Origin of the sequence: Paenibacillus sp. Marseille-P2973, from assembly GCF_018101095.1 — a bacterium.
GTDB lineage: Bacteria > Bacillota > Bacilli > Paenibacillales > Paenibacillaceae > Fontibacillus > Fontibacillus vini.
In genome coordinates, this window is the sequence record NZ_JAGQEH010000007.1 from 62,353 (window position 1) to 88,547 (window position 26,195).

Consider the following 26,195-nt stretch of genomic DNA (forward strand, 5'->3'; position numbering starts at 1 on the left):
GCTTGCTATTATAATCGGAAATATTCTTTTCGTAAGATGCTTCAATATCATGTCCCCCCACTCACCATTCCATCGAGAAATCAGGGAACTGCAGCGTGCGCTCCAAGTGGCGGCCCATAGCCTGGTCAAGACACTCCTTCACACGGCCTAACTCCTGATCCACCAATTCGTCAATTCTCACGTAAAAGCCGTCCATCCAAGGCTCTACCTCGAAGTTCTCTTGCTCCAACGTAAATAAGGCGACTCCCATCAGCACGGTTTGGACACTATCGAAAATAGAATCTATGATTTTGGAAGCGCGTGCAGCACACGTTTCGGCGATTTCCTCAAAACGGGCATTAAATTGCTCCTCGGTTACTTTTTCCAGCTCGGCGGCCATTTCGCTGCGATTGTTCTCCAACTGGCGGCCCGCAAATCTCACGGCCTCGTCAAGGGACCGCAAGATCCCCTCTTTATTTAATTCACCGAGCTTCAGAAATACGGAGTACACGCCCAAATCCGACTGCAGTAAATCCTCTTCCTCCGCTGCCCCTGGGAAAAAGATACGCCAAATTTCTGGTTCCACTGCACCAGCAGTATTGTAGAACCAACTGACAAAGCGGGAGAAATCACTTTGCTCCGTAATTACCGGTTTCCCGTCTTGGTCAAATTCCAGTCTTCTGTAAAAAAGAGCTTCGTCCGTCTCGTCCAGTTCCTCACCCTGCTTGACGAAACGTACTTTGTCCGTAAAGTCCCCGACCGGATCGTCTTCTCCCACGTAGTTAATCGCCTTGCCCGGCAGCTCATCCACACTTGGCGCACCGAATGCGACGGCTTCCGCATTGAATTTTACCGCAAGCTCGGCTGCGCGCCAGCCGCCCAAGCCGATACCGATAAAGGTACTGCTCCCGCCGGAGCCAACCGTTTCTTCAAGTTCATTCGCAATTCTATTTAAATCGTAATTATATGTATGGGTCTCGGCCGTTTCTTCGGATTCCTGCACCAGAATCGTGCGGCCGCTATGTTCTTTATCCATAAAGACGTAATAATGATTACTACTCGCCTGCTCCCTAGGTTCCATGAGTTCTAATTCCGCAAAATTCACGGATCCCAAAATCTCTTGCGCCAGATCTCCCTGTCCGCACCCGGTCAGGCTATTTTGCAAATTTCGGACGATTTCCATTACAGGCCCGGAACGCTGCGTCTTCAACAGACCTGTTCGAGCCAATTCACATAACAGTAAACAATCTTTTTCGGACAACATCATTCTCCAATCTCCCTTTTAAATAGAATTCATCTATTTTTTGTTTTTCTGCTGCTGTTTTAACAGAAGCGCCTGTCTTTCCGCCTCCGCCCGTCTCCGGTCCTCGGCAACTTGGACTTCCCGAGCCAGCCGGTCAAGCCCCGTCTCCAGATCACGAATCTCCGTTTGCAGGCGATCGATCTCCTTTTTTGCCTTAGCCACGTAATCCTCTTTGAATGATTCGCTCGCTTTTCCTTTCCACCAGGACGCCGCATCATGCACTGATGACGCGAACTGGTTCTCCATTCTTTTGAGATCCGCTCCGCCCTGGGACGTTCGTCTGGCGGTGGAACGTATTTCGCTAGTTGAATACACGACGATTCCTCCATTTTCAAAAAAAAGTATATATATTTCCGCACAGTAAATTGAACTATTTACCAAATATACTACCCGATTTCCGACCCAATCTCTACCATCCATAGGATCAAACTTGAAAAATCTTCATTTTGGTACCTGGCTTCTAAGCCGTTTGGCATAAAAGAAAAAAACTTCGGCCATCAACTCCGCCAAAGTCTCCAGACTCACACTATCAACCTTAGGACTAAGGGCTTATTCGAAACAATCATGCTCTATGACAATCTTCCTCTCCTTCACGAACCTCAGGAGGCTTATTTCAGGAAAAAGAGCACAAAATAAATCTAACGAACCCCAACTTCGCTATGGAGTACATTAGAGGCAAAACGGCTCCATTTGTACCACAATAACGTTACTGGGGTTCGTTATAATTTCAAATTACTGGATTTAGGCCAAATAAGCGTTCCTGGTTCGTTAGACTTTCAGATCAATCCTACTTCAAACATTCCATTTGGCCGATGATCTCTTTCACCGCCGCTTTGATCCCGCCGAGCGGCCTTCCCGTCACCGCGGATATCACGGCGACGCCATCGGCGCCCGCGGCAATGACTTCGCCGGCGCGGGCGGCGGTAATTCCGCCTATGCCGACTAGGGGCAGGTCAATTCCAACGCCGCGAAGCTCGCGGAGAATTTCCGGCCCCTGCACCGCATGGGCGTCGTCTTTGGACACGGTCGGATAGATCGGGCCGATGCCGAGATAATCCGCGCCTTGGCTGGCCGCGAGCCGGGCCTCTTCGGCCGTGTGCGCCGATACGCCGAGCAATCGGTTCCCGATGCGAGCGCGGACCCTTGCCGGGTCCTCATCATCCTGTCCGATGTGGACTCCGTCGGCCCCGATCCGAAGGGCCAAGTCCACATCATCGTTGATGATGAACGGAACCCCGGCGCGGCCGCAGGCCGCCTGCATTTGAAGCGCCAGCGCCAGCCGCGCTTCTCCGGCAAGCGAGCCGGGGCCCTTCTCGCGGAACTGCACCAGCGTGACGCCGCCGGCCAGCGCTTCTTCCAGTACCCGAAGCGGATACTCCTGACAGTTGACGCTGCCGATAACCAGATACATCCGCAAATATTCGCGCATTTGATCAGCGGAAATCCTTCCCTCTGCCATCAGCCAGCCCCTCCCTGCCGTCGGCGGTAGGCCCAATGATTGGTCGGACCGTGGCCATGGCCAAGCTCCAGGCTATCCTCGATCGCTGCCTGAATAAAGTCTCTCGCCAGCTTCACCGCTTCCAGCGGTGCCATGCCCTTGGCGAGACACGCGGTCAGCGCAGCGGAGAAGGTACAGCCGGTACCATGCGTATGTAGGGTGGAAATCCTTTTGCCGGTCAGTTCCGTAAAGGACTTGCCGTCGTACAGCAGGTCCGTTACGATCCCGCCGCCGCGCCCTTCTACCTCAGGCGGTTCCCCCGGTCCGATCTTTCCGGCATAGTCACCGCTGGTTTCCTCGGCTGTTTCTCCATCCGCTCCGTCCGCTCCGCTGTCGCTTCCACCCCCGGCTTCATCATGACCGCCCTTGATCACGACCAGCTTGGGCCCCATGGCGCTGATGATCTCAGCGGCCTTCTTCCGGTCCTGCATCGTGCGGATCGTCACGCCGGAGAGTGCCTCCGCCTCCGGGATGTTCGGCGTAACCGCCAAGGCCAGCGGAAGCAGGTCCTTCTCCAGCGCGTGCACCGCTTCTTGCTGAAGCAGCTCAGCCCCGCCCTTCGCGATCATCACCGGATCGACGACGAGGCGTTCCCAGCGGAAGCGCCGGACCTCTTCGGCAACGGCATGAATGATGTCGGCGTTAAACAACATGCCGGTCTTCACGGCATCGACGCCGAGATCGCTGCCGACAGCCCGGATCTGCTCCGCTGCCGCTGAGGCCGGCAGCGGGTAGACCCCGCTGACACCGAGCGTGTTCTGCACGGTGACCGCCGTGATGGCCGACATGCCGTAAACGTTCAGTTCCTGAAACGTTTTGAGGTCGGCCTGAATCCCGGCTCCGCCGCCGCTGTCCGATCCGGCGACCGTCAGCGCCTTGGCAAGGCCGTGGCGGGTCACACCAGGCCCCCGGCCGTCGCCGCCTGGATTTCCCGGACGGAGGCGTAGCCCTTCAGCGAATGCGGATGCAGCTTCGCGAGCTCATCCAGGAAGGCGGTCTGGAAGCTGCCAGGGCCGAAGGCGGCCGTTCGCTCGGCGGCGCGGGCAGCCGCCGTGCCATAGAAGGCCAGCCCGGCCGTCCCGGCGAGCAGCAAGTCCTCCTCGACCGCCGCAAAAGCGCCCAACACCGACGTCAACAGGCATCCCGTGCCGGTTACCTGCGTCATCAGCGCGTCGCCGCCGCTGATCACCCGGCACAGCTTCCCGTCGGTGATCACATCCTCCCGCCCGGTGATGGCTACAACCGTTCCCAACTCCTGGGCGGCCCGGACCGCCAGGATGGCGTTGTCGTAGCTTCCGCTGTCACCGGCGTCCACGCCTTTGATCTCGCGGGTCTCGCCGATGAGATGCGCAATCTCGGCCGCATTTCCCCGCACCAGCGAAACCCGCACCTCACGCATGATCCGCAGCGAGGATTCCGTCCGGAATCTCGTTGCCCCGGCCCCGACCGGATCAAGCAGCACGGGAACGCCGTTCTCGTTGGCCGAACGCCCGGCGATGATCATCGCCTCCACAAGGTCGCTGTTCAGCGTTCCGATATTCAGCACTACCGCGCCCGCGACTTTCGCCATGTCGGCGACCTCTTCCGGTGCGTAAGCCATAACGGGAGAGGCTCCCAGCGCGTAAAGCCCGTTGGCCGTAAAATTGGTCACGACTACATTGGTCATGTTATGAACGAGCGGTTTCGTCTTTTGCAATTTGGCAAGAAGTGAGGACAGTTCTCTTTCCAGCATACTCATATTGTTCAATCAACCTTTCTTTATGAAATAGATAGATTTGAAAAAGAAAATAAAGTCTGCCCGGCTCAAAACACCGCCGCCCGCATCGGAACGGGCCATTCTTCCTGCTTATATGCCATGTCCCAGAACAGGTATTCCAGTTGGCAGCTATGCATAAAATGCTCCTTCATGCGCTCCCGCTCCGCCGCGCCGGCCTCTTCCGCCCATAAATCCACCTGTTTGCGCAGCTTCACCGTGGTATCACCCGCGAGCCCCCCATAAAATTGAATCCAGTCATAGAAGGGATGAGACGGCTCTGGCCGGACTTCCTCGATCAGCCTTTGGCCGATTTCCAGGTATGTCCAAGGGCATGGCAGCAGCGCCGCCAGCATTTCGCCAAGACTTCCTTCATGGGCAACCGTCAGCATATGTTTGATGTAATGGTGCGCGGAAGGAGCAAGCGGATAGCCCTGCATTTGCTCATATGTCACCCCCGCAGCGGTGCAGAAATTTTGATGCGGATGAACCTCGCTGTGCAAAATAAAGCCAATCTGCTCATTAAACATTTCAATATCTTCCCGCCGCGTGCATTTCGAAATCGCGATCCCGTAAATTCGCATATACGCATTCAAATATTCATAATCCTGTTTGACATAATGGATCAGCTGCTCCCTTTCCAGCTTTCCTTCCGCAATTCCGCGGACAAAAGGATGCTCATAGATCGCGTCGAACAGACCATCCGCCTCCCGGCGTACCTCCTCGGTAAAGTTCACCAACGCCCACCTCCGGTAAATAGTTTTAGAATAGGAATCCGCATACCAAAAAAACCGCCCCGGAAACGGAGCGGCTTCATCTGCAATATAATACGAACATACGTATCGCCTTTGAAGGGCCGGCTCCACTTCCCTACGCTAGTACGAACTAGATCAGGTTCAAAGGGTCCAAGAATTCGTCTCTTGTCTCAGCCGTTTAACGGCTCCCCTAGTGGATTTCCTATTCTATTGATACATACTGTACCCCAGGCTTACAAGATTTGTCAAACACGTCGCGAGGGAAGACTCTTTAATTACTTCTTATCCACCTGCAGCAGGGTAACATTCTTGATCGCATAAGTGTCTTTGATCTTCTCTTCCGAAATGACCTTTAATTTGACCAAGCTCGCGATTTTACCGGAATCCGGCTTGGACAGCATTCGCCAAAGCTCGAGGTCGGGCAGGGCTTCGTACAACCGGTTCTCATCGTATTCCCTCCGGTTTTGCAGGACGAGCGTTACCTTATGGCTTTCGAGATCCAGACCGGTCGTATCCTGATCCCGGCAGTAATCCAGAATGGCTTGGCGAAGCTCCCCCAATTCCCGGTCCAGCTCTTTCTGCTGCTGTTTTACCTCATAATAACGTTCCACGATCTTGTCCAAAAATTCTCACGCTCCTTTATATCCCATGGATATGCCGAAGCGTGCGATTTTAGGCCAGCCGGCCGCTAAACCTTATTCACTTGGCTTCCGCCCGTTCATGCAAGGGCAAGGTGATCGTAAACCGGGTCCCTCCCCGGTGGACGCTCTTCAAGGATACTGTTCCCCCAATTGCCTGAATCGCCTGATAGGAGAACGTAAGGCCAAGCCCCGTCCCTCTGGCCTTGGTGGAGAAAAAAACAGAGCCCAACTTCTCGATTTGGTCCTTCGTCATCCCGATCCCATTGTCTTCTATCGTCAACACGGCTTCTCCGCCAACTGCCCCCAGTTCCAGGGTCACCCTTCCCTCCGTGGAGTCGTAGCAGGCTTCAATCGCGTTCTTGATCATATTCATAAGTATCTGTTTGATTTTCTCGGGATTGGCCAGAATCCATATCTGGCCTTCCGGGATCTGCCCTTCCAGCGCGACATTGTTCATATTCGCATAAGGGCGCATCACTTCCACCGTTATTTTCAACAGGTTCGACAGATCGGTCGATTCTTGATGATCCGTCAAGGGCTTTGAGATGGAAAGATACTCCGAGAGTATATATTCGGTACGTTCCATTTCGCTAACGCAAATATCTATGTAACGATTGACTTTATCCCGTTCCAGCGAGGATTCGCGAATCAGCTTGAGGAACCCCTTTACCGCAGTGAGCGGGTTGCGTACCTCATGAACCAGCGATGCGGCTACCTGGCTAATCACCAAGACTTTTTCATTTTGCGCGTATTCGATAAACAGCTCCTTATCCTTCACTGCCTTTTGAAACAACGAAATCAGCAGCCAATTGCCGATAAAGTTCTGGACCGGAACAACAAATATATGAAACAACAGATTATTTTCGATAGGATCCGGATTATACAAATAGACGAACAGGAGCGGTACGAAGAAGAAAATGAAGCCCGCCAATAATACGACGGGCACTTTTTGCCTGGCAGCCAAGTACATCCGACGTAAAGCCAAGGATAGGGGAAAGATGATCAACATGATCACCATCGCAATTCCCATCCCGTCGCCGCCCAAGTACAAACGGTACAGTACAAATTCCAGCAGCAGAATGAGACCTGCAGGCAAGCCGCCGAAAATGAGTCCGAAGAAGAGAAACACATACCTTATGTCATAATAGTACCCGGTCACTGCGCTTGCCCCGAAGGTCATGGAGAAGAACAAGCAGATCGCAGTAGTAATTATAATGAATTTCCGCGAGTAATTCCGGGGCGAATCCCGGTAATAAACATTGAACATCAGAAAGGGCATAAGGGCAAAAAATAACTGGAGTATTATTTCCTTTACAATGGTCATCCGCAGTCACCCTTCATTTCCAGGACATTAAAATTTAGTTGTATAATAATTCCATCCTACTATCTTTAAACCCTTTAATTCCCGGCTTAACCAAGCAAATCACCAATTATTTACCGCATGTTCGATAAACGCTACCATCTCCTTAATTTCCAGGACCCGACCGTCGTCGAGCACGGCTTTTCCCGTAAACGTACCGAACAACTGATGGCATTTATTGTCCACGAACAACAGCTTCGTCGCCGTCTGCTGGTCATAAATCGGCGTGAACTCCATCTCGAATCTTCCGTCATCGCTCGTAATTCTTTTCTTGGACATATAGCCGCCGGCAGGCAAATCATAGATGACCCGGCCCAGCTTATGGGCCTTTCCGTCATAGAACAGCATATTTTCCGTGGCTGCCGACGTGTTGCCGAAGCCATGGCCAATGTTGAAGCCAAAGCGTTTCCCGTCCACATAGCAGCTGCCGTTTCCCCAAAACCATTCGTGACGGAACGGCCATACCCCTCTACCCCAATCCAGCAGCCCAAAGGAAGAATCCGGCTCAAAACGATACTCCTTACCGTCAACCTTTACAGAGCCTGTAGCAGGCATGCAATTAATCTTATGGTTGTAATAAAAATAGGAGCGATGCTCGTCAAAAGGCGTGGCGATGACGAGCGACGTTTTGTCGGGCTGGGACAGGGCGACGTCGACCTCCATCCTCGGCAGGTTCCCGCCGCCGCCGGCCCGGCAAATCAGTCTTCTTCCGCCTTCGTACACCTGAAATTGCATGAACATATCTTTCCGGCTGTAGGTCAGATCCCCTTCTTCGGCGGATAGCGGCATACGCAAACGGTTAAACGGCAAGGCAAGCATCCGGGAAACCTCATAATGCTTTCCGGTAGCAAATTCAAACAGCTTCACCGCAATACTGCCTGCATAAGATACATGTCCGATCGTAAGCTGCAGACAGTAATCGTCATTGGACACCTGATAGAAATCCCATTCTTTGATTTTCCAGGGTGGTACCTTAATTCCGGAACGGTTATAATTCAGCACGGCCTGTGTCGAATATCCCTTCTGCAAAAGAGAGCCGTTGCCGTCAAGCAGGTCCCCCGGCGTAACGATCTGATGTTGATAGTTTTGTTGCATAGCTTTAGCCGCACCTCCATATGAGTATGATTCTATTTTGGTTCCGAAGCATCCGACTGCAGTCGCATCTTGGCGAATCTCCCCGCCGGGATTAACGGCAATACCGTAAGAATCGTCACCAGCGCCGATACAAGAAAGAGCGTTTCGGTCGGCACCATGCCTGAAACTCCATCAATAACCCTGTGTACTCCGTATTGCGTGATCACGAATCCCGAAAGCAAAGGCCCGATCACCATGGGCAGACAGACGGCAAACACCATTCTGATCCCTTCAAATTGCCCCCGTTGCTGCTCGGGGTACAAATTTTTGACCCAGGCGGTCACCGTTTGCATCATCAGGACATAGCCGATTCCGGCTCCGAAAATCCCGATCAACAGCACGAAATGACTGGAAAACCGGGAAATGATAAGCAATCCTGTAACATTGGCCAGCACGGCAAACAGGATGACGGAGGCGAGCTTGCCTCGTTTGATGAATCCGGCAGCCGGCAACGTCAGGAATATGGCGGCCACGAGCCCGATGCCCTGTAAAGCGCCGGAAAGAGAGTAGCTCATGTTGAGGTAGTTGTTAAGATAGATAGTAATGTAGGGGAAATAGACATTAAAAGCGGTAAAGAACACGGCGTTAATCACGAACACCCAAAATAATTCCTTATTCTCCAGCACCGTACGTACCCGGAACACTCCGGCAAACTGGCGCCAGTAGCCGCCTTCCAGCTTCCTTGCCTTCAAACCCGGGTCATCCTTCAACATGAACAGCGCGAGTATCCCCGTCACCGTTACCATACCGCCCATCATCGTAAAAAAGGGAAAGAAATCAAGGGCATCCACCAGCATTCCGGATACGACGGCCCCGAATATCGTAGCCAGCACCGGCATGGCGGCAAAAGCCGCGCCGAGCTTGCCCCGGTTATGCACATTTGAAATGTCCGTAGTCCAGGGATTGTATCCGGCATCATAACCGGTCGAGCCGAAGAAGCTCATGACGGCATCGGCGGCTACGATGACGACGATGGCGATGATCAAGGGATTTTTGGGGATAAACTCCGTCGCTCCAAAAACCATCGTAAATACACCCCAGCAAATATAACCGACGGCGATAAACGGCTTCCTCTTTCCGGCCCGGTCCCCCCAGGTCCCGATCAAGAAGGTGGTCAGCGTAGATACGATCGCGCTGATGCCGACCATCCATGAAATAATGGACGGATCTTTGGCGATTTTGGCATAAACAAAGGTGTTGAACCAGGAATTTTCGATGTTCCAGCAAACCTGCCCCGCCATGCCAAGAATCCAGATCAATGTCCAATTTTTTGACGAAATGCCCCCGTTTTTAATAAACCTCAACCCCTTCCATCATGTCGTTACGCAGCTCGTTCAGCAAATCGTCATGAAGCTCATTCAGCAACCCTTCGTCCAGCTTGACGATTTCCCGGTCATAGGTCAGAATTCCGTTTAGTTCGGTCTCGACATCGGTCAGTTGGGTATAGACGGCAGCGGCTACCCCCTGATTGAGCAATGGTTTCAATTGCTTCTTGATCAGTGAGGCATAAGCGGCGTTCAGCGCTTCCCGGCTCTTGAACTTCCTATATCCGAAGCCTTTGCCTTCCCGCCACACATGCGCCTCCTCCATCAGACTGTAGCCCCCATATTCGGAAATCACGACCGCGCGGCCGCCGGACTTCTTCGGCATTTTCAGCTTGCGAAAATAGATATGCACGCTCTTGAAATCGCCCGCCTCTTGATCATGCCAGCCGCTGGCATGGTCCACCGGACGGGACGGGTCATAGGCCTTGAGCCATTCCGCAATGTCCGCGGCATCGAATTGTCCCCAGGCTTCATTGAACGGAACCCACACCCCGATGCACGGGACATTGTACAATGCGTCCACCATCTCTTTTAATTCCTTGCGATAGTTGTCGCGGTTTGAGGTTTCCGACCTGCCCAAGGCCTTATACTTGTCGTCTTTCACTTTGATTGCGCTTACAAAATTAGGGAGGATGAAATGATGCAAATGGTTCCAGCCCCCGCCGCCGTTAATCATGTCCTGCCAAACAATCAGTCCGAGCCGGTCGCAATGATAGTACCACCTGGCGGGTTCGATTTTAATATGCTTCCGCACCATGTTGAAGCCGAGCCTCTTCACGGTTTCGACATCATAAGCCAGTGCCTCGTCACTCGGAGCGGTATATAAACCGTCAGGCCAATACCCTTGGTCCAGGACACCATGCTGGAACAGCGGCTCCCCGTTCAGGAGCAGTCTGACTGCGCCGGCCTTATCCTTCCCGACACGGAAATCCCGCATCGCAAAGTAACTTTGTATCGTATCGAGCGTGCTTCCGTCTTCCGCATGCAATTGGACGGTTAGATCGTACAGAAACGGGTTGTCCGGGCTCCATAACTTCATTTTCGAAAAATAAAGCTTCAGTTCCCCGCCAACCGGACTACCCCCGGTTGCGGCGATTTCGCCATCCGCATAAGCTATCGCCTCAATGCGGTTATGTGCGGAATCGGATCCACCATTCGCAGAATCAATATGTATAAATACGGACAACTCCCCGTCCGCCAGGTCGGGCACCAGCCGAAAGGAGGCGATATGCGCTTCGGGAACCGGCTCAAGCCATACAGTCTGCCAAATCCCCGAGACGGCCGTATAGAACAGCCCCTTGGGATTCAAAGCCTGCTTGCCGCGTTCTTGCCCGAACGTGTCCGTCGGATCCCAGACCCGAACAATAATCTCTTGCTCTTGACTCCGCTCCGCATTTCCTGCATTCAAATGCTCGGTAATATCCAGGGAAAATGGGGTGTAACCTCCGGTATGTTCTCCGGCTTTACGCCCGTTGACCCAGATTTCCGTTTCCCAGTCCACCGCCCCAAAATGCAGCAGCAGCCTTCGCCCTTTCCAATTGTCCGGCACGGAAAATGTTCTCCTGTACCACAACAATTCCCCGGGACCCAGCGGTTGCTGCACCCCTGACAGAGCCGACTCTACCGGAAATGGAACCAGAATTAGACCGTCCCACAAGTCCGGTGTACCGCTCCCTTTCGCCCTGGGAGTGATCGCATATTCCCAAAGCCCGTTCAAATTCATCCACTCGTCCCTGACCATTTGAGGCCGCGGGTATTCCGGAAGCACTCGCTGCGGGTCGACCTGGCGCCCCCATCGGGTCTTCAGCCCTGCTCCGGCTTTCCAGCCGGACTGTTCCGTCCGTTGCATGTCATCCCTCCTTTTCTGCCTTGCATAATAGCAATTCTAATCTATATTTATTGTTTTGATAATCCATGAATTCCTCGCAAAAAGAGCGGAACCCGATATGCACCGGATCCCGCTCTCACTATATTCTCTAGCTCCATATTTCCTCGGCAATTTCCTTGATGAAGGCCAGCTTCCGCCACTGTTCTTCCTCCGTCAACAGATTACCTTCCTCCGTAGAGGCAAATCCGCACTGCGGGCTGAGGCAAATTTGGTCCAAGCCCACAATTTCCGCTGCTTCTTTAATGCGGGCGACAATGACATCCTTGTCCTCCAGCACTCCTGTTTTGGAAGAGAACAATCCCAAGACGACCTGTTGATCCTTTAGCTCTTTCAGCGGTGTAAAATCCCCGGCCCGCTCTGTATCGAATTCAAGATAATAGCCGTCGATATGCTGTATTCCGAACAACGTTTCCGCAACCGGCTCATATCCGCCAGACGAAGCCCAGGTGGAGTAGTAATTGCCGCGGCATACATGGGTCGTTACGACCAGGTCGGACGGCAATCCCTCAACCGCCTCCTGATTTACGCGGGCATACAGCTTCGCGATTTCGGCCGTATCCACCCCCGCACCCTGCATCGTTTTAGCGAATTCCCGGTCACAGAGCATGCCCCATGTGCAATCATCCAGTTGAATGTTGCGGCATCCTTCCTCATAAAAAGCAAGAATCGCCTTATGATAAGCCTGAGCGGTATCTCTCGCCAACTCGTCGGTGCTGCTATAATACTTGTCCGTACTTGCCTTGTTCTCTGGACGGAGCAGCTCCGCCAGGAACTGCGCTGGCGCCGGAATCGTCTGGCGGGCAACGACGTCGTCTCCTGCCGCTTGCTTCAAGAACCGGAAGTGCTCGACGAACGGATGGTCGGAAAATCCGATTTTCCCGTTCAAACGCGCGGTTTCCGCTCTTGTCTCAATGCCGTTGAACTGGTAGCCTTTTTCCGATCCTGCCTTCTCTACGCCGTCCAGTCCCCACATGAAATCCAAATGCCACCAGGAACGTCTGAACTCTCCGTCCGTCACGGCCTGAAGTCCGGCCGCTTTTTGCTGCTCGACCAATTGGATAATTTCGCGATCCTCAATTTGCTTCAGCTCGGCCTCCGTAATCTCTCCTTTGCCGAATTGCGCTCTGGCCTTCTTCAAAGCCTCCGGCCGCAAAAAACTGCCCACTACATCAAACCGGTATGGCGCCGCCTTTCTGGATGTTCCTTGAACCGTCGTCACGTTGCACATGGCTGATATCTCCTCTTCACGATTGAATTTGAATTCGTTAAGAGAAAAATACCATACCTTTCCGGCTATAGAGTAACTCTAATAAGCTATAACTGGTTATAGCCAAAAGCTATATCTATCTTTTTGCTAGCCCTGGGTAATCTTCACGGACTCCTTCAGAGCCTCGACGTATGCCAACGCCAACTTGGAAAGCGTCGCATGCTTATGACAAATCCAGCCGACATTGATGCTCTCACTGCAATCGAGCGGGACTGGAATAATTTCGTTTCCATTGAGGTCCGAACTGAGCACGCCTGTAGAAATCGTGTACCCGTTCAACCCGATCAGCAGATTGAATAGCGTCGCCCGGTCATGGACCCGGATGCTCTTCGGATGCGACAACGTACTGAGAATTTCCTCGGAGAAATGAAACGAGTTGTATTCCCCTTGGTCAAAGGACAAGTACGGGTATTCCCGCAATTGGTCGATCGTCACCATCTCTTGCTTGGCCAGCGGGTTTTGAATGCTGATAAAAATATGCGGCTTCGCCACAAACAGGCTGTTGAACTGCAGTCCCGCTTCTTTTAACAGCTTGTTAATGACCTTGGCATTGAAGTCGTTCAAATAAAGGATGCCGATTTCACTGCGCCGGGACTTCACGTCCTCGATAATTTCATGCGTTTTCGTCTCGCGCAGCGCCATCTCATATTCCGCATGCCCGTAATCTCGCACCAGGTTCACAAAGGCGTTCACCGCAAAAGCATAATGCTGGGTAGAGACCGAGAAATGCTGGGGAGCCAGCTTTCCGTCCAGATAACGGTTCTCCAGCAGTTCCGCCTGCTCGACCACCTGCCTTGCATAACTCAGAAATTCCGAACCCTCATTGGTCACGGAAATCCCCTTATTCGTCCGCTCAAAAATGGTGACCGAGATCTCTTCCTCCAAATCCCGGATCGCATTGGATAGACTGGGCTGGGAAATAAACAGCCGCTTGGCCGCTTCATTCATCGAACCGCGGTTTGCGACCTCGATGACGTACTTCAATTGCTGCAAAGTCATGGTTGCCGCCCCTCTCACACTGTGTACTCCATTATTCCTATTTAATGACGATTTTCCGCCAAGTGCAACATTTCAGGAATTATCCCGTCAAGGTTAATGAGCAGAGAACATAACATCACCATCCGACGGAGGACTCTAACTATGAAAAAAATGAACAAAGCTATCGCTACAGCATCCCTACTGGCAATGACCGCAATTCCGTTAGCCGCTTTTGCGCAGGATGTACCGCCGCCAACCAAAACCCCTGATTTAAGCATGGTTCAAAATCAAAATCAGGTTAAGATCGTACCGGGCACATTGGGACAAATTACTGACTTCATCAATGATGAGACCGGTAAATTCATTACAGTCAAAGGACGCGGACTCGCGCCTACCGATCAAAGCGAAATCATTCTAGCGATCACCAAAGATACGAAAATCGTGGACGCAAAAGGCAATAAAGTGGCTCTGAAGACCATTATAGATGAAAAGAAAGCGATTAAAGCCTTCTACGGTCCTAATATCACGAAAAGCTTGCCCGCCCGCGGAACCGCGTTGACGCTGGTCGTTCAGGATCAGTCGTTTACGGCGATAGACGGCGTCGTATCTGAAGTCCGGGAAAACGGTATTTTCGTCAAAGGAACCGATATTTACTCCGGTTTTGAGGACAGCATTGTGCTGCATTTTGCGGACAAGACCCAACTTGTGGACCAAACCGGCAAGGCTATTACGGCTTCCGAAATTAAAGAAGGAATGACGGTAAGAGCGTTCTACGGCCCGGCCGTCATGCTGAGCCTTCCTGCCCAATCCACGACAAACTATGTTGTAGTAAACACGGAAGAAACAGAAATGCCAAGTGAGGAGGCGCCGGGTACGAACGGAGTAATCACCAATATTGCGGATAATACCATCACAGTGATCGGTAATCCTCTGGAACAAGGCGGTATCAACTATATTTTCCTGAAGGTGGATGAAGAGACACAGATCGTGGACGAAAACGGAGTGGCATTGACCAAAGATGCCCTTAAAGCCGATCAACGAATCATCGCCTATTATCCTGAAGTCATGCTCATGATTTATCCGGCTCAATCTCATGCCGATAAAATCGTAGTTCAATCCGCGGTTGCTCCTAAAGTGGAAGGAACCATTCAAGCTTCCGATTTCGCTTCGGAAGGCCAAGTTTACGTGAATGTCGGTTCCGACGACTCGAAGAATAACGATGTTATTCTGAATATTTCGGAAGACACGGTAATCATTCCGCTGCTGGCCGGAGAGCCTAAGCTCAAAGCCGGCATGAAAATCGTCGCTTACCACTCGCCGATGATGACCCGTTCGCTTCCTGGAATGACGAATGCCGAAATCGTCATCGTAACGGAAGACAAAGACGCCGTAATGCCGCATTAAGACCTGCATGATACAAAAGAACCTTCAACCCGCCTTTGCGGATTGAAGGTTCTTCTTATTACTTGGTATACGTCTTAAAGATCCGATACACCACCATGGCTGCTTCCGCACGAGTCGTAAAGGACTCCGCTTCGAACCGGTTATCGCCTTTGCCCTGCATCAGACCAAGCTCTGCCACCTGGGCTACCGCTTTCTTGGCCCATTCCTGAATGCTGCCGCTGTCGGCAAATCCGGACTGCTGCCCATCGGCTGAACCTGTTTTGCCCAAGTACTCCAGCACTCTGGACAAAATAACCGCCATTTCCGCGCGTGTAATTTGTTGATCCGGTGCGAAGTTCAGGTTATCATATCCGCTTACGAATCCCTTTGCAACCGCGGTTTGCACGTCCTCGTAATACCAGCTTCCTTCCTTCACGTCACTGAACCGGGCTTTGCCGGCCTTTTCCTTCTCCAGCTCCAGGACCCGGATAAGAAGCGCAACGAATTCGGCTCTGGTTACTTGGGACCCTGGTGCAAATGTCTCCGCGCCTTGGCCGGTAACGATGTCCTTGGAAGCAAGCACTTCAATTTCGTTCACAGCCCAGGCATAGTTCGAGCTTGTCACATCCGTAAACGAGATGTCCTTAGCCATATACATAAACCGGCTGAAGCTGTTCAGACTGACAACAATTTTGCCGTCGATCAACCGTCCAGGACGCTGGGTAAGCTGTCCTTTGTCACCGATCTTAAACAGGCTGATTTTTTCCCCGTTTAATTGCCCTGCGGCAAGTGCGCTTACCGGAATGCTCAGCTCCACAGGCTTGCTGAAACTAAGTCCTTCCAGCGGTTTTCCGTCCTTATCCAGAATGGCAAAGTCATAGTACTGACCCAGCGGTTTGATGGACGACCCGAGTTTCAGACCGGCCAATAACTCCTTAGTAGCGTCTTCTGTTGCAGGAGTCACTTGCACAAAAGCCGCTTCCGCCGAACCAATAGCCCCCGCCGGAAGTGTCAGCGTCAACCCGTTCGGCAACGTAACCGTTGCAGGCTCATTCGACTTGATCGCCGTTTTGACAGCTCCGTTTACCACCGGAGTCTCCGGTTTCGGAGTTGGAGTTGTAGGAGCCGTTACGCCGCCTCCGCCACCACCGCTGCCTCCGCCGTTGCTTCCACCGTTACCTCCGTCACTACCACCAGGATTTGTAACCTCCGTAACAGTAACTTCCACGGTTTGAGTCAATCCTTTGTAACTCACTTCCACAGCAGTACGGCCAACCTTCTTGCCGCTTACCAGTCCCTTTACTGCCTTGGCTACACTCGTATCGGCTACCTTATATTGCGCCGTTCCCGTTACATCCGACACCTTGCCGTCCGGTCCTTTGTAAGTGACCGTCAGTTGCTTGTCGGTCCCCTTCTGGATGGAGACGGTTTGAGGGGTGACGGTAAGAACCGATTGCTCTTGGATCGTAACTTCTGCGAACGGCGTTAAATCTAAGGTGATTTCCTTTCCTTCAGCATCAAGCAGTTGTAGATTCTCAATTTCGAATTTATAGTTTCCTGCCTTTTCTCCTGAAAAGTTGAAGAAAGCTAGGGAGCCTGTACCGGAGTAACCAATCGTATCATTCAGACTGACGGAATATTCATGCCTGATTGTATCCGCAGTATGCTCATACGCCGCCTGGGTAACCGTCAGCGATTTTTCCGGATTATACTTGGTTTGATGATCGCTTAACTGCGGACTCTCTAATACATTAATAAATTCCAACTGATTGTTATACAAAAGATCGAATTTTGCAGAGTAAACAGCTTCCGTACTTGCAAAATACAAGCCAAGTACGAACTCATCATTAAGTTGTACCTGATCCGGGAAAATCAGAGGAGCGACATAATTATTCAAAGTGTAGTCGACAACATGAGCCGGCTGAATCATTCCGTTGCCTGCCAAATCGTATACATACACTTCAAAAGTGTTATTCCCGGGAATAATCGGAACCGGAATTTGGAATCTGCCGTTTTCATCAATTACACCATCGATTTGAGTATAACCCTCAGGGTTATCAGGTGTCTCAAACACCGCAGCAACGCCAATCAGGTCAGAAATTACAATGCCGAGCTCATCGTCAACCAACAAATCGATCAACAGATCCTCGGTTATTTGGCCTGAAATCTTCCCGATCCCACTTGTACTGTCAAAGACAACGGCTGGATCGTCAAGTTGACTGGCAGGAGCCTCCCTATCAATTATGAAAACATTCCATTCAGGCCCTAACAGACTCGCTGATTCTCTTGATTCTCCTACACTAGCAACAAGGTAATATTTACCATCCGGCAACTCACTTCCATCCCAGCCGGGCACTTTATATTCTCCAGGTCTTATGCCATCTTCTTCTTCAAACAAGGTGAATAACCATGACCCATCGCTTGAAAATACCTCGAATGAAAGATAGGAAGTATATTCATTAATTTTAAACAAGATATCCGATGTATCACTCACTCCATCCGCATTCGGAGAAAAAGCAATCGGAGATAGTTTTAAATCCGTGACTACATCAATTTGCGGTGCTTCCCCTACATAAAGTGAAACCGGCATTTGAATCACGTGACCACTGCCCGATTCCTTCAAAATCAGTTCACCTTCGTAGTGCATTCCCTCTAAGGTAATAGGTACTTCAACGGTAACCGTAAAAGAATCCTGTCCATTAGGCGAAATAGCAACTTGGTTCTTGGATAGCTCTATGCCCACCGGTGAGTCGCCATACCACTTGGTCTCAATCGAATAAGCAGAGCTTGCCCCTACTATATCTTTAACGATAACCTGACGATTGGCGCTAGAGCCATAATTGACATAGCCGAATGAAACGCTGCCCGTGTAATGCGTGGTAGGTTCATTGTTCTCCACATACTCGGTTCTTTCCTCAGTCATAGCTACGGCTTTGGCTTGGAGGATTTTTTCCAGTGAGACACGTCCGGCTCCCTGATCCATATGTGTGTATTGTTTTCCCATACGATCATTGAGCTTTAACGTATTATTCATAAGCAAAGATTTGAGTTCATATACGCTTAGTTCAGGATATTTCTGCTTTACCAGTGCCGCGGCACCCGCAATATGCGGAGCTGCCATGCTAGTACCGTTTTGGGCTTCATACCAGCCTTCATACTCGGTTACGCTGGACAAAATCCCCATGCCTGGTGCGGAAATATCCGGCTTCAGATCGTATGATGGTTTCGAAGGACCACGAGAACTGAAATCCGCCATAATATCCTGCTCTATGATGGAATCAAACGCCACCGTGAGCTGCGGATTTTTATTCAACTTCTCCTTGATATAATCGCCATATGTCCCGGAAATCGCATAAATCGGAATGGTGATATCTTCTTCTCCGAGTGTGACACTCTCAAGCGCACCCGGAACATTGTTATAAACAATGGCGGCAGTAGCGCCTGCCTGAATCGCATATTTTGCCTTTTCCGCAAAAGAGATGTCCCCGCGTTTAATAAATGCGATTCTACCTGCCAAATCTTTTCCTTCATAATCCGTTTGATATCCTAATCCGACTTCGACTAATTCATAAGAATCCGTTAAATTCTCGATTCCTTGAGATTTATCAAAGGTATCCATGAAGAATTCTTCGGATCCGCCGGTGATTTTCAAGATCGGCGTGTTCAACGGCGGTTTGGACGCTCCCACTGTGATGGCCAGTTCCGCTGTACCCGGGTCCGAAACAGTAGCTTCGCCAGGTCCGCTGTTCCCGCTGGATACAACCGCAATAACGCCTGCCTTGACGGCATTGTTCACTGCAATGGCATCTGCCGAACCCTCATTGTTGGATTCCGACCCAAGCGAGAGGTTTATTACATCCATCTCATCTTCAACAGCTTGTTCGATGCCTGCCATTACGTTTTCCGTAGTGCCGCTGCCATAAGGTCCAAGTACTTTATAGGCAAAAATTTGAGCCTCGGGAGCAACTCCCGTGATCCCCTCTGCAAAATTAGCCATTCCTTGGCCTCTTCCTGCAATAATTCCCGAAACGTGACTTCCGTGCGAAGTCCAGTATGGCTTCCCGGTTTCAGGATGATATTCGTTGGTTTTCGGATTCAATGCTTTTGCCTTCAGATAATCTTCCCTTGTTGTTTCATAAGGTTCATTATCGTTGTTTACGAAATCGTAACCCCAATAACCTGTTGAAATGGCGCCTTCCAAATCGGGGTGATCATTGGCAACCCCGGTATCGATGACACCGACTTTAATTCCGCTGCCCTTCACTCCCGCATCCCAGAACGATTCGCTTCCGATGAATGGAACGCTGCCTTCCGGCGTTAAGACGGTTGCATCCGATTCCGCAGTCGCATACACCGTATTGTTGGGATAAACGGCTTTGACCCCAGGGAGCGCGAGCAGCTCCTCCACTTGGTTGGCCGCAATCGTCAACGAAAATCCATTAAAAATTTCAGAATATTGACGGCCGATGTCGGCATTCAATTTGTTCGTTACATTCTTTTTAAAATTTTGTTGCTCCGAATTTACTTTTAATTGATGGGATGATACCGAAAAAGAACGCGACTTACTTTGAAGCTGTCCGGCTTCAAATACTTTCACGGGTTCTTCCTGGAGTTCCACGATGACGGATATTTGTTCGTTGCTATCTGAAAGTGGTACAAAATTTTGAGGTTCAATCGTAGATGTTAATGAGGGGTCTTGCTGTTCGAGTGTTAATTCTTGGTTTGAAAAACTCTTTTTTGAGGACTTTCTAAAAGACTGCTTTTGCTTTCCTTGCAGCGAAGTGTTTGGATCAAGCTTTACCGAATCTAGCGATACGGCATCCGGGTTCAGTCTTGATATGACCTGACTTTGCCCTTTACTATCTTCTGCGAGCGGACTGCCCTCTTGCGCTCCCGCTGCCGGAAGAAGCAAGGTGAAGGCCAGAATGAAACTTAATAGTCCGGCAAATAATTTTCTGTTTACACTCCTACTCAAACTCTCATCTCCCTATTCTTGGTATTTTAGGTATGTCATCTACTGAAGTTGCCGTCCTATTTCTATTCTATGATTTAACAAGAAAACCTCTAATATTTTACAAAATATATAATAAAAATTCCCAGTTACATAATATTACAAATTGCGACATGATCCTATCTTTCAACTAATCCCTAGGAGATTGTCTATTAATTATCCGTCCTTCCCAAACGGACAAATCACCAAAATGTCCGCCTAAAAGTGGACAAACAGGATATATGCCTCGTAAAACTAACACGGGTCCATGCACAAAAAGCCCTTACACAACCATCAGGTTGCATAAGGGCTTAAGCTTAGCTTAGTTCGGCTTCTCTTCTACTTAACTTTCGAAGGCAAATATCGCGCTGCTATCTTCTGACTGAAACAAATCGTCGTCATTCACGAGGGGAGCCGCTAGCTCCGTTTTTATAAAATACTCATGCATGCCGAACCGTGCAAGGGCCTCTGCGTCCGGGAGCCACACCCATTCATCAATCTCGGATTGACAGCGGTGGGCCCGAAATGCGGCCAGCTTGGCATCCAGATGCTCCGACACATTGATTTTAACGATATCGCTACGGGTATAGCCAAATCGTTCCGGAACCTCCATCATGTCTCCGAACGATATATAGTACAGTCCATCCTTACGCCCGGCGCGTCTGAACGCCGCCTTAGTCGCTTTGCCGATCGCGCAATGATCGGGATGTCCGCCCAATCGTTCATGGAAGGTCAATACAGCATCGGGATTGATGTCACGAATTAAGTCTTCAATCCGTGCGGTCAAGCTCTCTTCATCCGTGAATTCCACGGTCTTGTCGCGGATATCCAGGAAGATCAGTTCACGAATCCCGAGGCAGTCGCAAGCTTCGCGCAATTCGTGTTCCCTTGCGGCTGCGATGGTCTCCCGGTTAAGATATGGCGGATTGCCCATCCGCCGTCCCATTTCTCCCCGCGTCGCGCTTACCAGCGTAATATCGGCACCTTCTGCCGCATATTTGGCCAAGGTCCAGCCGCAAATAAACGTTTCATCATCGGGGTGTGCAAATACGGCAAGCAGCTTCCGAGCTGCACTACGATTCATATTGTTCATTCAGGAAAAGGCTCCTTTCCCAAATGGAGAGCTACGTCCATGCGTCCCCTGTCGTCAAATCCGGCCAACAGCAAACGCCCCTGGTCGTCGATTTCGTAATGGGTGAGCGACTCCATCCGAAGCCAGCCGTGTCCGTCAAAGCGGAGTGCTGCCCGGTAAGGGCCGTTCCCTTCTCCTGCAATAAAAGCATCCGTTACTTCAACCTTGAAATTGCGGACGAATACATACGATGTAGCTTCACTGTGAATAAAGGCAGGTCCTCCGGCAAATTTCCGGAGCTCGGCCTCCACCTGCATTCGGTCTATTTTTTTCATCGTGATCCAGTACCTTCTTCTTTTTAAAAATACCAACCCGTTCATTATATCAGGATTTCAAAACCAAGGCTGATTGAAAGTTCATACAATAAAATAAACCTATTGAATATATATACAACAATATGTATAATTATCCGAAATAAACTATTCCATTCATAGGAGATGTCGAACGGTATGGATCATAAATTGATTGAAGAGCTGGCCCTAAACAATTGGCCCGCCTTAACCACCCTGCTCTATGACGGATGGATACTGCGTTTTGCGGAAGGGGTCACCAAGCGGTCTAACTCGGTCAGCCCTTTGTACGGATCTACACTGGATCTGAATCAGAAGATCGAGGATTGCGAAAAAGTTTACGCTGCCAATCAGCTGCCCGCCATCTTTAAAATCACGCCGTTCATTCATCCCGCCGATCTGGACACTGCTCTGGAACAAAGAGGCTACGAGATGATCGACATCACCAGCATTCAAACCCTGAAGCTGGACCGCCTTGCGGAACCCCTGCTCAATACCGTCAAAATCCTGGAGCATGCGGATGAGGATTGGCTGGAGCAATACAGCAAAATGGATCAGGCTTCGGCGAGCAAAATGGACACGATGGTACGGATGCTATCTCACAACCGAACCCGGAAAGGCTTTATTTTGCTGTATCATAACGGACAAGCGGTCGCCTGCGGCCTGGGGGTAATTGAGCGAGGGTTTATCGGACTGTATAACATCGTTACGGATGCCGCTTACAGAAATCAAGGCTTCGGGGAACAAATGGTATTGAATCTGCTCCGGTGGGGTCAAGCCAACGGGGCAACGGACAGTTATCTGGCCGTAGTCGCCAACAACGGACCTGCTAGGTCTCTGTATTCCAAAATCGGCTTTACCGAAGTCTACAGCCATTGGTACAGGATTCAAAAAGAAGGATTGCCGCAGGCACAATGATCAATAAGATAAATTTATCCCAGCGGCTTTATTCCTATATTCCGCATTCTTCCAGTGGGATTCGGGATCCAGACCTCGGGGAGGAGTGCCGCAAAGATCCGACCGCACCTTCCTTAATTCAACATCTTATCCCCTGCTGTTGGTCCTCCTTGATCAGCGGCAGGGGATTATCATTTCTCCAGAAAACCGTCAGCTTTTTTCCCGTGGGCAGCACTACCTATATACATCGAAAAACCGCCTGAGTAATATGGAAGCGTTATCAACCCACGGAAAAGGAGAATGTGTATGTCCGATCGAAAGTCCCCTGTTATGACCAAGGTACTGCGCCGCAGTCTGCCTGTCGCTTTAGGCACCGCCTTGTTTGCGGCTCCCCTGTCCGCATTCGCCCTGGAAGGGGCTTCGAAGTCCGCCCCGTCGCTCGCAAATGATAAGCCCCCTGTCCTTAGTCCTGTCCAATATCAGGGCAGTTCACTACTCGTCGGTGAACACCGTCTCTTGCAGCGTAAAGATATTTTCCGGGAATGGGACGGCAACGATCCCGACTATTCGCCCGATAAAGCGATCGAAGCCGTTATGGCCCTTCTGTCGGAGAAAGATTTTGAGGAATTATTCCCCTACCGGTTAGGTTCCGAGGAATGGTTCAAAGTGGCAAAAGGAAAAGAGTACTTCAAAGAGGATCAAACCGATTACTTCTCCTATGACAATCTCATGAATGCCGTAGCTGAAGTATCGAACCTGAAAATAAAGATCAGCACCCGAACCGGGACCTCCGCCCAGGAAATACATAGGCTGGACAAAGAGGCCAAGGTCGAGACGCTGGTCCTTCGCTCCGCTGATTTTAATTCGGCCGAGAATAAGCTGAAGCCGATCGAGACCGTGATTGTCGACTGCGGAACTTTCCTGAAAGAAGGCTTCAAAAAGGACCGCAAACGGGAGTTGGCCGCGTTTCTTGCCAACCTGTCGCACGAAACCGGTGGCGGCTGGGATGCGGCACCGGGCGGTCCACTGCGCTGGGGCCTGTTCTGGAACGAGAACATAGCGGGCCGGACCGGCGCCAATATGGATGCGTTCGTCGATCCGGGCACCGCCGAACTGTTCCCGGGGACCACCGATAAACGATATTACGGCCGCGGGCCGATCATGCTGAGCTGGAACTTTAACTATGGATTATTCAGCTCCATTATTTATGGGGATAAAAGCGTCCTGCTCAACAATCCAGAAATAGTAGCGGCCGATGGAAAAATCGGCTATATGACGGCCATCCTGTTCTGGATGACCCCGCAAACTCCAAAGCCTTCCGCCCATGACGTGATGGTCGGCAGATGGAAGCCGAACGCGGACGAGAGGCTGAAGGGCCTCGGCAATCCCGGCTTCGGCACCACCATTATGGTTCTGAACGGTCTCGAGGCCAATTTGGGCGAGGTCGAAGGCAGCCCGGTTAAACGCCGCGCAGGCCATTACCGGGAGATTACGCAGAGAATGGGCGTCGATATTTCCGGCGAGAAGGTCGACACGCTGAACATGAAGCCGTTCTAACTCCTTTTAAGACAGTTGGAAAGCGGAATCGGAAATAGGCTATAATAGAAGGACATACGCTTTCCAAACTCTTTATCGCTAGAAGGACGGTAAACATGACACACAATCCCATCGAACAGATGAAAGTAATTCAAAAAAATCTGACCCGCTTCATGATGATGTATAAATTTGCCCTGCAGGAAGTCGAAACGAAAATCGAAATTTTGCAGGAAGAATTCCAGCTGCTTCACGATTACAATCCGATCGAGCATACGAAATCCAGATTGAAGTCTCCGGAAAGCATCATGAAAAAGCTGTATCGCAAAGGCGGCGCTACCTCGCTTACAGACATCAAGAACAATATTAAAGATATCGCCGGCATTCGAATAACTTGTTCGTTTATATCGGACATATATCGGATCAGCCAGATGCTGCAAAGCCAAAAGGACTTAAATATTCTATCCGTTAAAGATTATATAAAAAACCCGAAGGCAAACGGCTATAAAAGCCTTCACCTTCTGGTTGAAGTCCCGGTATTCATGTCCGATGGCGAGGAACTGATGTGCGTTGAAGTCCAAATCCGGACGATCGCCATGGATTTCTGGGCAAGCCTGGAGCATAAAATTTTCTATAAATACAACGAAGCCGTACCTGAGCGTTTGCTCAAAGATTTAAAAGTCGCGGCCGACACCGCCTATGAACTGGACTTGAAAATGGAGCAGCTTCAACAGGAAATGGAAGAAATCAAGCTGGCCCAACAATCCGAACCCGGCAATGATCTTCAATTGCTGATCAACAACGAGAAATTCAAAATTCCGGATAACCTGCTCAAACTAGTATCCGAGGGACTGGGTCAAGCGTAAGCGTCCACCATCCAGGTGGACATTTACGCTTTTTGTCCATAGTCCTCTTATTTGCCGCAGCACTTCTTGTATTTCAATCCGCTGCCGCATGGGCACGGTTCATTCCGGCCGACTTTTGCCGATTGAACCGGAGCGTTGGCCCCTCCCGCTTTCTGGCCCGACACCAGCTTGGAAGCGCCCAGTTCATCAAGGGTATGTCCGCAGTTGGCCCAAGTTCTTGTATGGTTGCTTATTTCGACGATCAAGCCGATCACCCTTTCCGCTTCCTTCGGGTTTTCAAACACCAGATCCCGTCTTTCGAATTCATAAATCAGCTGATCCAGCGGCGCATTCATGGAACAGGCAAGCTGAATGTCATCCACCAGCGCATCAACCATTTCCTCGTCATCGCTCATCCGATCCAAGACATAAGCTTTTAATGAGACAAGCTGGGGAGTCATTTCAAAGTAACCGTCATCCGCGTATTTCAGCAATTCCGTCTTATCCGGAACATAATGCGGTTTGCCTTGAATTTCCTGCAGCAATGACTGCAATTCCCCTTCTTCGCTGTTGTAGACCAGCCCCACATTAATCAGATATCCTTCTTCCAGAACAAAATTCTGTTCCCTTTGCAAAAACTGCTTAATCATTTCATCCAATTCCTCTTGTTCAAGAGGGTCGGAGGCATTTTGCCCATTGTATATTTCAAGAAGCTTGTCCGGCGTATAAATTCCATACAAGTTGGACATTGCAAGCAGGTAGTCGAATACCAGCGCCATTTGACTGCGTTTTTTCGCAAACTCCGGCGTATTTATTTTCGTAAATACTTCCTTCACTTCATCAGGCATCACCAGGTACAGCTTACCTTCATTAAAATAAGTAAACACAATCCCCAGCTCCAGCATGAGCCGGTAATAACCGTACGGGAGGTAGTTGTCCTGCACGAAAGAATCACCATAAGCCGCCTCAAACACTGCCCATTCCGCAGCATCCAGAATGAGGAGAATCGACTCCAGCTGAGCGGGGTCTGTGATATACTCCTGAACCGCCTTGGCCAGCTCGGCTTGTTTCATTTTCGATCGGCCGGGTACTTGGTATGCTCTGGCAAGCGATGCCGTCCGCGTCTTGGTTAAACCCTTCAGGGTTTCTTTTAAAGACGGGTTCACCTCGCCGACGATTGCGTACTGTATATTACTTTGCTCCAACATTTCTTCAAAATCGTTTGTCATTATAAACTCCTTTTT

21 protein-coding genes and 1 riboswitch are annotated in these 26,195 nt (G+C 50.6%); of the genes, 4 read left to right on the forward strand and 17 right to left on the reverse strand.

The annotated features are described in order from the left end of the window. Positions 1 to 61: 61 nt before the first annotated feature. From KB559_RS15380 to KB559_RS15440, 13 genes are all read right to left on the reverse strand, one after another. Positions 62 to 1,246, reverse strand: a complete 1,185-nt coding sequence (locus KB559_RS15380; RefSeq protein ID WP_211022825.1) for a hypothetical protein — start codon at positions 1,244 to 1,246, stop codon at positions 62 to 64. 30 nt (positions 1,247 to 1,276) lie between these two features. After that, positions 1,277 to 1,597, reverse strand: coding sequence for a WXG100 family type VII secretion target (locus KB559_RS15385; RefSeq protein ID WP_211022826.1), 321 nt, complete (start codon positions 1,595 to 1,597; stop codon positions 1,277 to 1,279). Positions 1,598 to 2,069: 472 nt separating this feature from the next. Then, positions 2,070 to 2,741, reverse strand: coding sequence for a thiamine phosphate synthase (thiE, locus tag KB559_RS15390; protein ID WP_211022827.1), 672 nt, complete (start codon positions 2,739 to 2,741; stop codon positions 2,070 to 2,072). Beyond that, positions 2,741 to 3,679, reverse strand: a complete 939-nt coding sequence (gene thiD, locus KB559_RS15395; protein WP_211022828.1) for a bifunctional hydroxymethylpyrimidine kinase/phosphomethylpyrimidine kinase — start codon at positions 3,677 to 3,679, stop codon at positions 2,741 to 2,743. The genes thiE and thiD overlap by 1 nt, the downstream gene beginning before the upstream one ends. Beyond that, positions 3,676 to 4,518, reverse strand: coding sequence for a hydroxyethylthiazole kinase (gene thiM / locus KB559_RS15400; protein WP_282103168.1), 843 nt, complete (start codon positions 4,516 to 4,518; stop codon positions 3,676 to 3,678). Before thiM ends, thiD begins: the two co-directional genes overlap by 4 nt. Before the next feature lie 65 nt (positions 4,519 to 4,583). Next, positions 4,584 to 5,270 (reverse strand): thiaminase II, encoded by a 687-nt coding sequence (tenA, locus tag KB559_RS15405; RefSeq protein ID WP_211022829.1) that lies wholly within the window; start codon positions 5,268 to 5,270, stop codon positions 4,584 to 4,586. Between the two features lie 113 nt (positions 5,271 to 5,383). Next, positions 5,384 to 5,490, reverse strand: a riboswitch (TPP riboswitch). 73 nt (positions 5,491 to 5,563) lie between these two features. Beyond that, on the reverse strand, positions 5,564 to 5,911 hold the full coding sequence (locus KB559_RS15410; RefSeq protein WP_211022830.1) for a hypothetical protein: 348 nt from the start codon (positions 5,909 to 5,911) through the stop codon (positions 5,564 to 5,566). A gap of 76 nt (positions 5,912 to 5,987) precedes the next feature. Next, entirely contained in the window at positions 5,988 to 7,253 is a 1,266-nt protein-coding gene (locus KB559_RS15415) for a sensor histidine kinase (RefSeq protein WP_211022831.1), read from the reverse strand. A 99-nt stretch (positions 7,254 to 7,352) separates the two neighbouring features. Beyond that, positions 7,353 to 8,384 carry a DUF2804 domain-containing protein gene (locus KB559_RS15420; protein WP_211022832.1) on the reverse strand — a complete coding sequence of 344 codons (1,032 nt, stop codon included), beginning with the start codon at positions 8,382 to 8,384 and terminating at the stop codon, positions 7,353 to 7,355. 32 nt (positions 8,385 to 8,416) lie between these two features. Continuing rightward, positions 8,417 to 9,727, reverse strand: coding sequence for an MFS transporter (locus KB559_RS15425; RefSeq protein WP_211022833.1), 1,311 nt, complete (start codon positions 9,725 to 9,727; stop codon positions 8,417 to 8,419). After that, the gene (locus KB559_RS15430; RefSeq protein ID WP_211022834.1) at positions 9,714 to 11,597 is read right to left on the reverse strand and encodes a glycoside hydrolase family 2 protein; all 1,884 of its coding nucleotides are present in this window, start codon (positions 11,595 to 11,597) and stop codon (positions 9,714 to 9,716) included. The genes KB559_RS15425 and KB559_RS15430 overlap by 14 nt, the downstream gene beginning before the upstream one ends. A gap of 127 nt (positions 11,598 to 11,724) precedes the next feature. Continuing rightward, a complete protein-coding gene (locus tag KB559_RS15435; RefSeq protein WP_211022835.1) occupies positions 11,725 to 12,864 on the reverse strand; it encodes a 5-methyltetrahydropteroyltriglutamate--homocysteine S-methyltransferase in 1,140 nt (379 codons plus the stop codon). 126 nt (positions 12,865 to 12,990) lie between these two features. After that, the gene (locus KB559_RS15440; RefSeq protein ID WP_211022836.1) at positions 12,991 to 13,902 is read right to left on the reverse strand and encodes a LysR family transcriptional regulator; all 912 of its coding nucleotides are present in this window, start codon (positions 13,900 to 13,902) and stop codon (positions 12,991 to 12,993) included. Between the two features lie 141 nt (positions 13,903 to 14,043). Here KB559_RS15440 and KB559_RS15445 point away from each other — a divergent pair, with 141 nt between their 5' ends. Next, positions 14,044 to 15,285 carry a peptidase gene (locus KB559_RS15445; RefSeq protein WP_211022837.1) on the forward strand — a complete coding sequence of 414 codons (1,242 nt, stop codon included), beginning with the start codon at positions 14,044 to 14,046 and terminating at the stop codon, positions 15,283 to 15,285. A gap of 58 nt (positions 15,286 to 15,343) precedes the next feature. Here KB559_RS15445 and KB559_RS15450 read toward each other — a convergent pair whose 3' ends face one another. From KB559_RS15450 to KB559_RS15460, 3 genes are all read right to left on the reverse strand, one after another. Next, positions 15,344 to 20,239: a S8 family serine peptidase gene (locus KB559_RS15450; RefSeq protein WP_211022838.1), complete on the reverse strand. Its 4,896-nt coding sequence runs from the start codon at positions 20,237 to 20,239 to the stop codon at positions 15,344 to 15,346. A 358-nt stretch (positions 20,240 to 20,597) separates the two neighbouring features. Continuing rightward, positions 20,598 to 21,347 carry a PIG-L family deacetylase gene (locus KB559_RS15455; protein WP_211022839.1) on the reverse strand — a complete coding sequence of 250 codons (750 nt, stop codon included), beginning with the start codon at positions 21,345 to 21,347 and terminating at the stop codon, positions 20,598 to 20,600. Next, positions 21,344 to 21,661, reverse strand: coding sequence for a DUF1806 family protein (locus tag KB559_RS15460; RefSeq protein ID WP_211022840.1), 318 nt, complete (start codon positions 21,659 to 21,661; stop codon positions 21,344 to 21,346). The genes KB559_RS15455 and KB559_RS15460 overlap by 4 nt, the downstream gene beginning before the upstream one ends. A gap of 174 nt (positions 21,662 to 21,835) precedes the next feature. Between KB559_RS15460 and KB559_RS15465 the strand changes: the two genes are divergently transcribed. The 3 genes from KB559_RS15465 to KB559_RS15475 all read left to right on the forward strand — a co-directional run bounded on the left by KB559_RS15465 (position 21,836) and on the right by KB559_RS15475 (position 24,972). Continuing rightward, positions 21,836 to 22,594, forward strand: coding sequence for a GNAT family N-acetyltransferase (locus KB559_RS15465; protein ID WP_247681861.1), 759 nt, complete (start codon positions 21,836 to 21,838; stop codon positions 22,592 to 22,594). A gap of 285 nt (positions 22,595 to 22,879) precedes the next feature. Further along, positions 22,880 to 24,130 carry a chitinase gene (locus tag KB559_RS15470; protein WP_211022842.1) on the forward strand — a complete coding sequence of 417 codons (1,251 nt, stop codon included), beginning with the start codon at positions 22,880 to 22,882 and terminating at the stop codon, positions 24,128 to 24,130. 95 nt (positions 24,131 to 24,225) lie between these two features. Further along, positions 24,226 to 24,972 (forward strand): GTP pyrophosphokinase, encoded by a 747-nt coding sequence (locus tag KB559_RS15475; protein ID WP_211022843.1) that lies wholly within the window; start codon positions 24,226 to 24,228, stop codon positions 24,970 to 24,972. A 47-nt stretch (positions 24,973 to 25,019) separates the two neighbouring features. On the opposite strand, the gene KB559_RS15480 is transcribed toward KB559_RS15475, so the two are convergent. Beyond that, positions 25,020 to 26,180 (reverse strand): YecA family protein, encoded by a 1,161-nt coding sequence (locus KB559_RS15480; protein WP_211022844.1) that lies wholly within the window; start codon positions 26,178 to 26,180, stop codon positions 25,020 to 25,022. Positions 26,181 to 26,195 lie beyond the last annotated feature (15 nt).

Bases quoted from the DNA above. Each gene is read 5' to 3' on its own strand.
- KB559_RS15380 (WP_211022825.1), bottom strand. From the start codon at position 1,246: ATGATGTTGTCCGAAAAAGATTGTTTACTGTTATGTGAATTGGCTCGA.
- thiE (WP_211022827.1), bottom strand. From the start codon at position 2,741: ATGGCAGAGGGAAGGATTTCCGCTGATCAAATGCGCGAATATTTGCGG.
- thiM (WP_282103168.1), bottom strand. From the start codon at position 4,518: ATGAGTATGCTGGAAAGAGAACTGTCCTCACTTCTTGCCAAATTGCAA.
- KB559_RS15415 (WP_211022831.1), bottom strand. From the start codon at position 7,253: ATGACCATTGTAAAGGAAATAATACTCCAGTTATTTTTTGCCCTTATG.
- KB559_RS15420 (WP_211022832.1), bottom strand. From the start codon at position 8,384: ATGCAACAAAACTATCAACATCAGATCGTTACGCCGGGGGACCTGCTT.
- KB559_RS15430 (WP_211022834.1), bottom strand. From the start codon at position 11,597: ATGCAACGGACGGAACAGTCCGGCTGGAAAGCCGGAGCAGGGCTGAAG.
- KB559_RS15435 (WP_211022835.1), bottom strand. From the start codon at position 12,864: ATGTGCAACGTGACGACGGTTCAAGGAACATCCAGAAAGGCGGCGCCA.
- KB559_RS15440 (WP_211022836.1), bottom strand. From the start codon at position 13,902: ATGACTTTGCAGCAATTGAAGTACGTCATCGAGGTCGCAAACCGCGGT.
- KB559_RS15445 (WP_211022837.1), top strand. From the start codon at position 14,044: ATGAAAAAAATGAACAAAGCTATCGCTACAGCATCCCTACTGGCAATG.
- KB559_RS15455 (WP_211022839.1), bottom strand. From the start codon at position 21,347: ATGAACAATATGAATCGTAGTGCAGCTCGGAAGCTGCTTGCCGTATTT.
- KB559_RS15460 (WP_211022840.1), bottom strand. From the start codon at position 21,661: ATGAAAAAAATAGACCGAATGCAGGTGGAGGCCGAGCTCCGGAAATTT.
- KB559_RS15465 (WP_247681861.1), top strand. From the start codon at position 21,836: ATGGATCATAAATTGATTGAAGAGCTGGCCCTAAACAATTGGCCCGCC.
- KB559_RS15470 (WP_211022842.1), top strand. From the start codon at position 22,880: ATGTCCGATCGAAAGTCCCCTGTTATGACCAAGGTACTGCGCCGCAGT.
- KB559_RS15475 (WP_211022843.1), top strand. From the start codon at position 24,226: ATGACACACAATCCCATCGAACAGATGAAAGTAATTCAAAAAAATCTG.
- KB559_RS15480 (WP_211022844.1), bottom strand. From the start codon at position 26,180: ATGACAAACGATTTTGAAGAAATGTTGGAGCAAAGTAATATACAGTAC.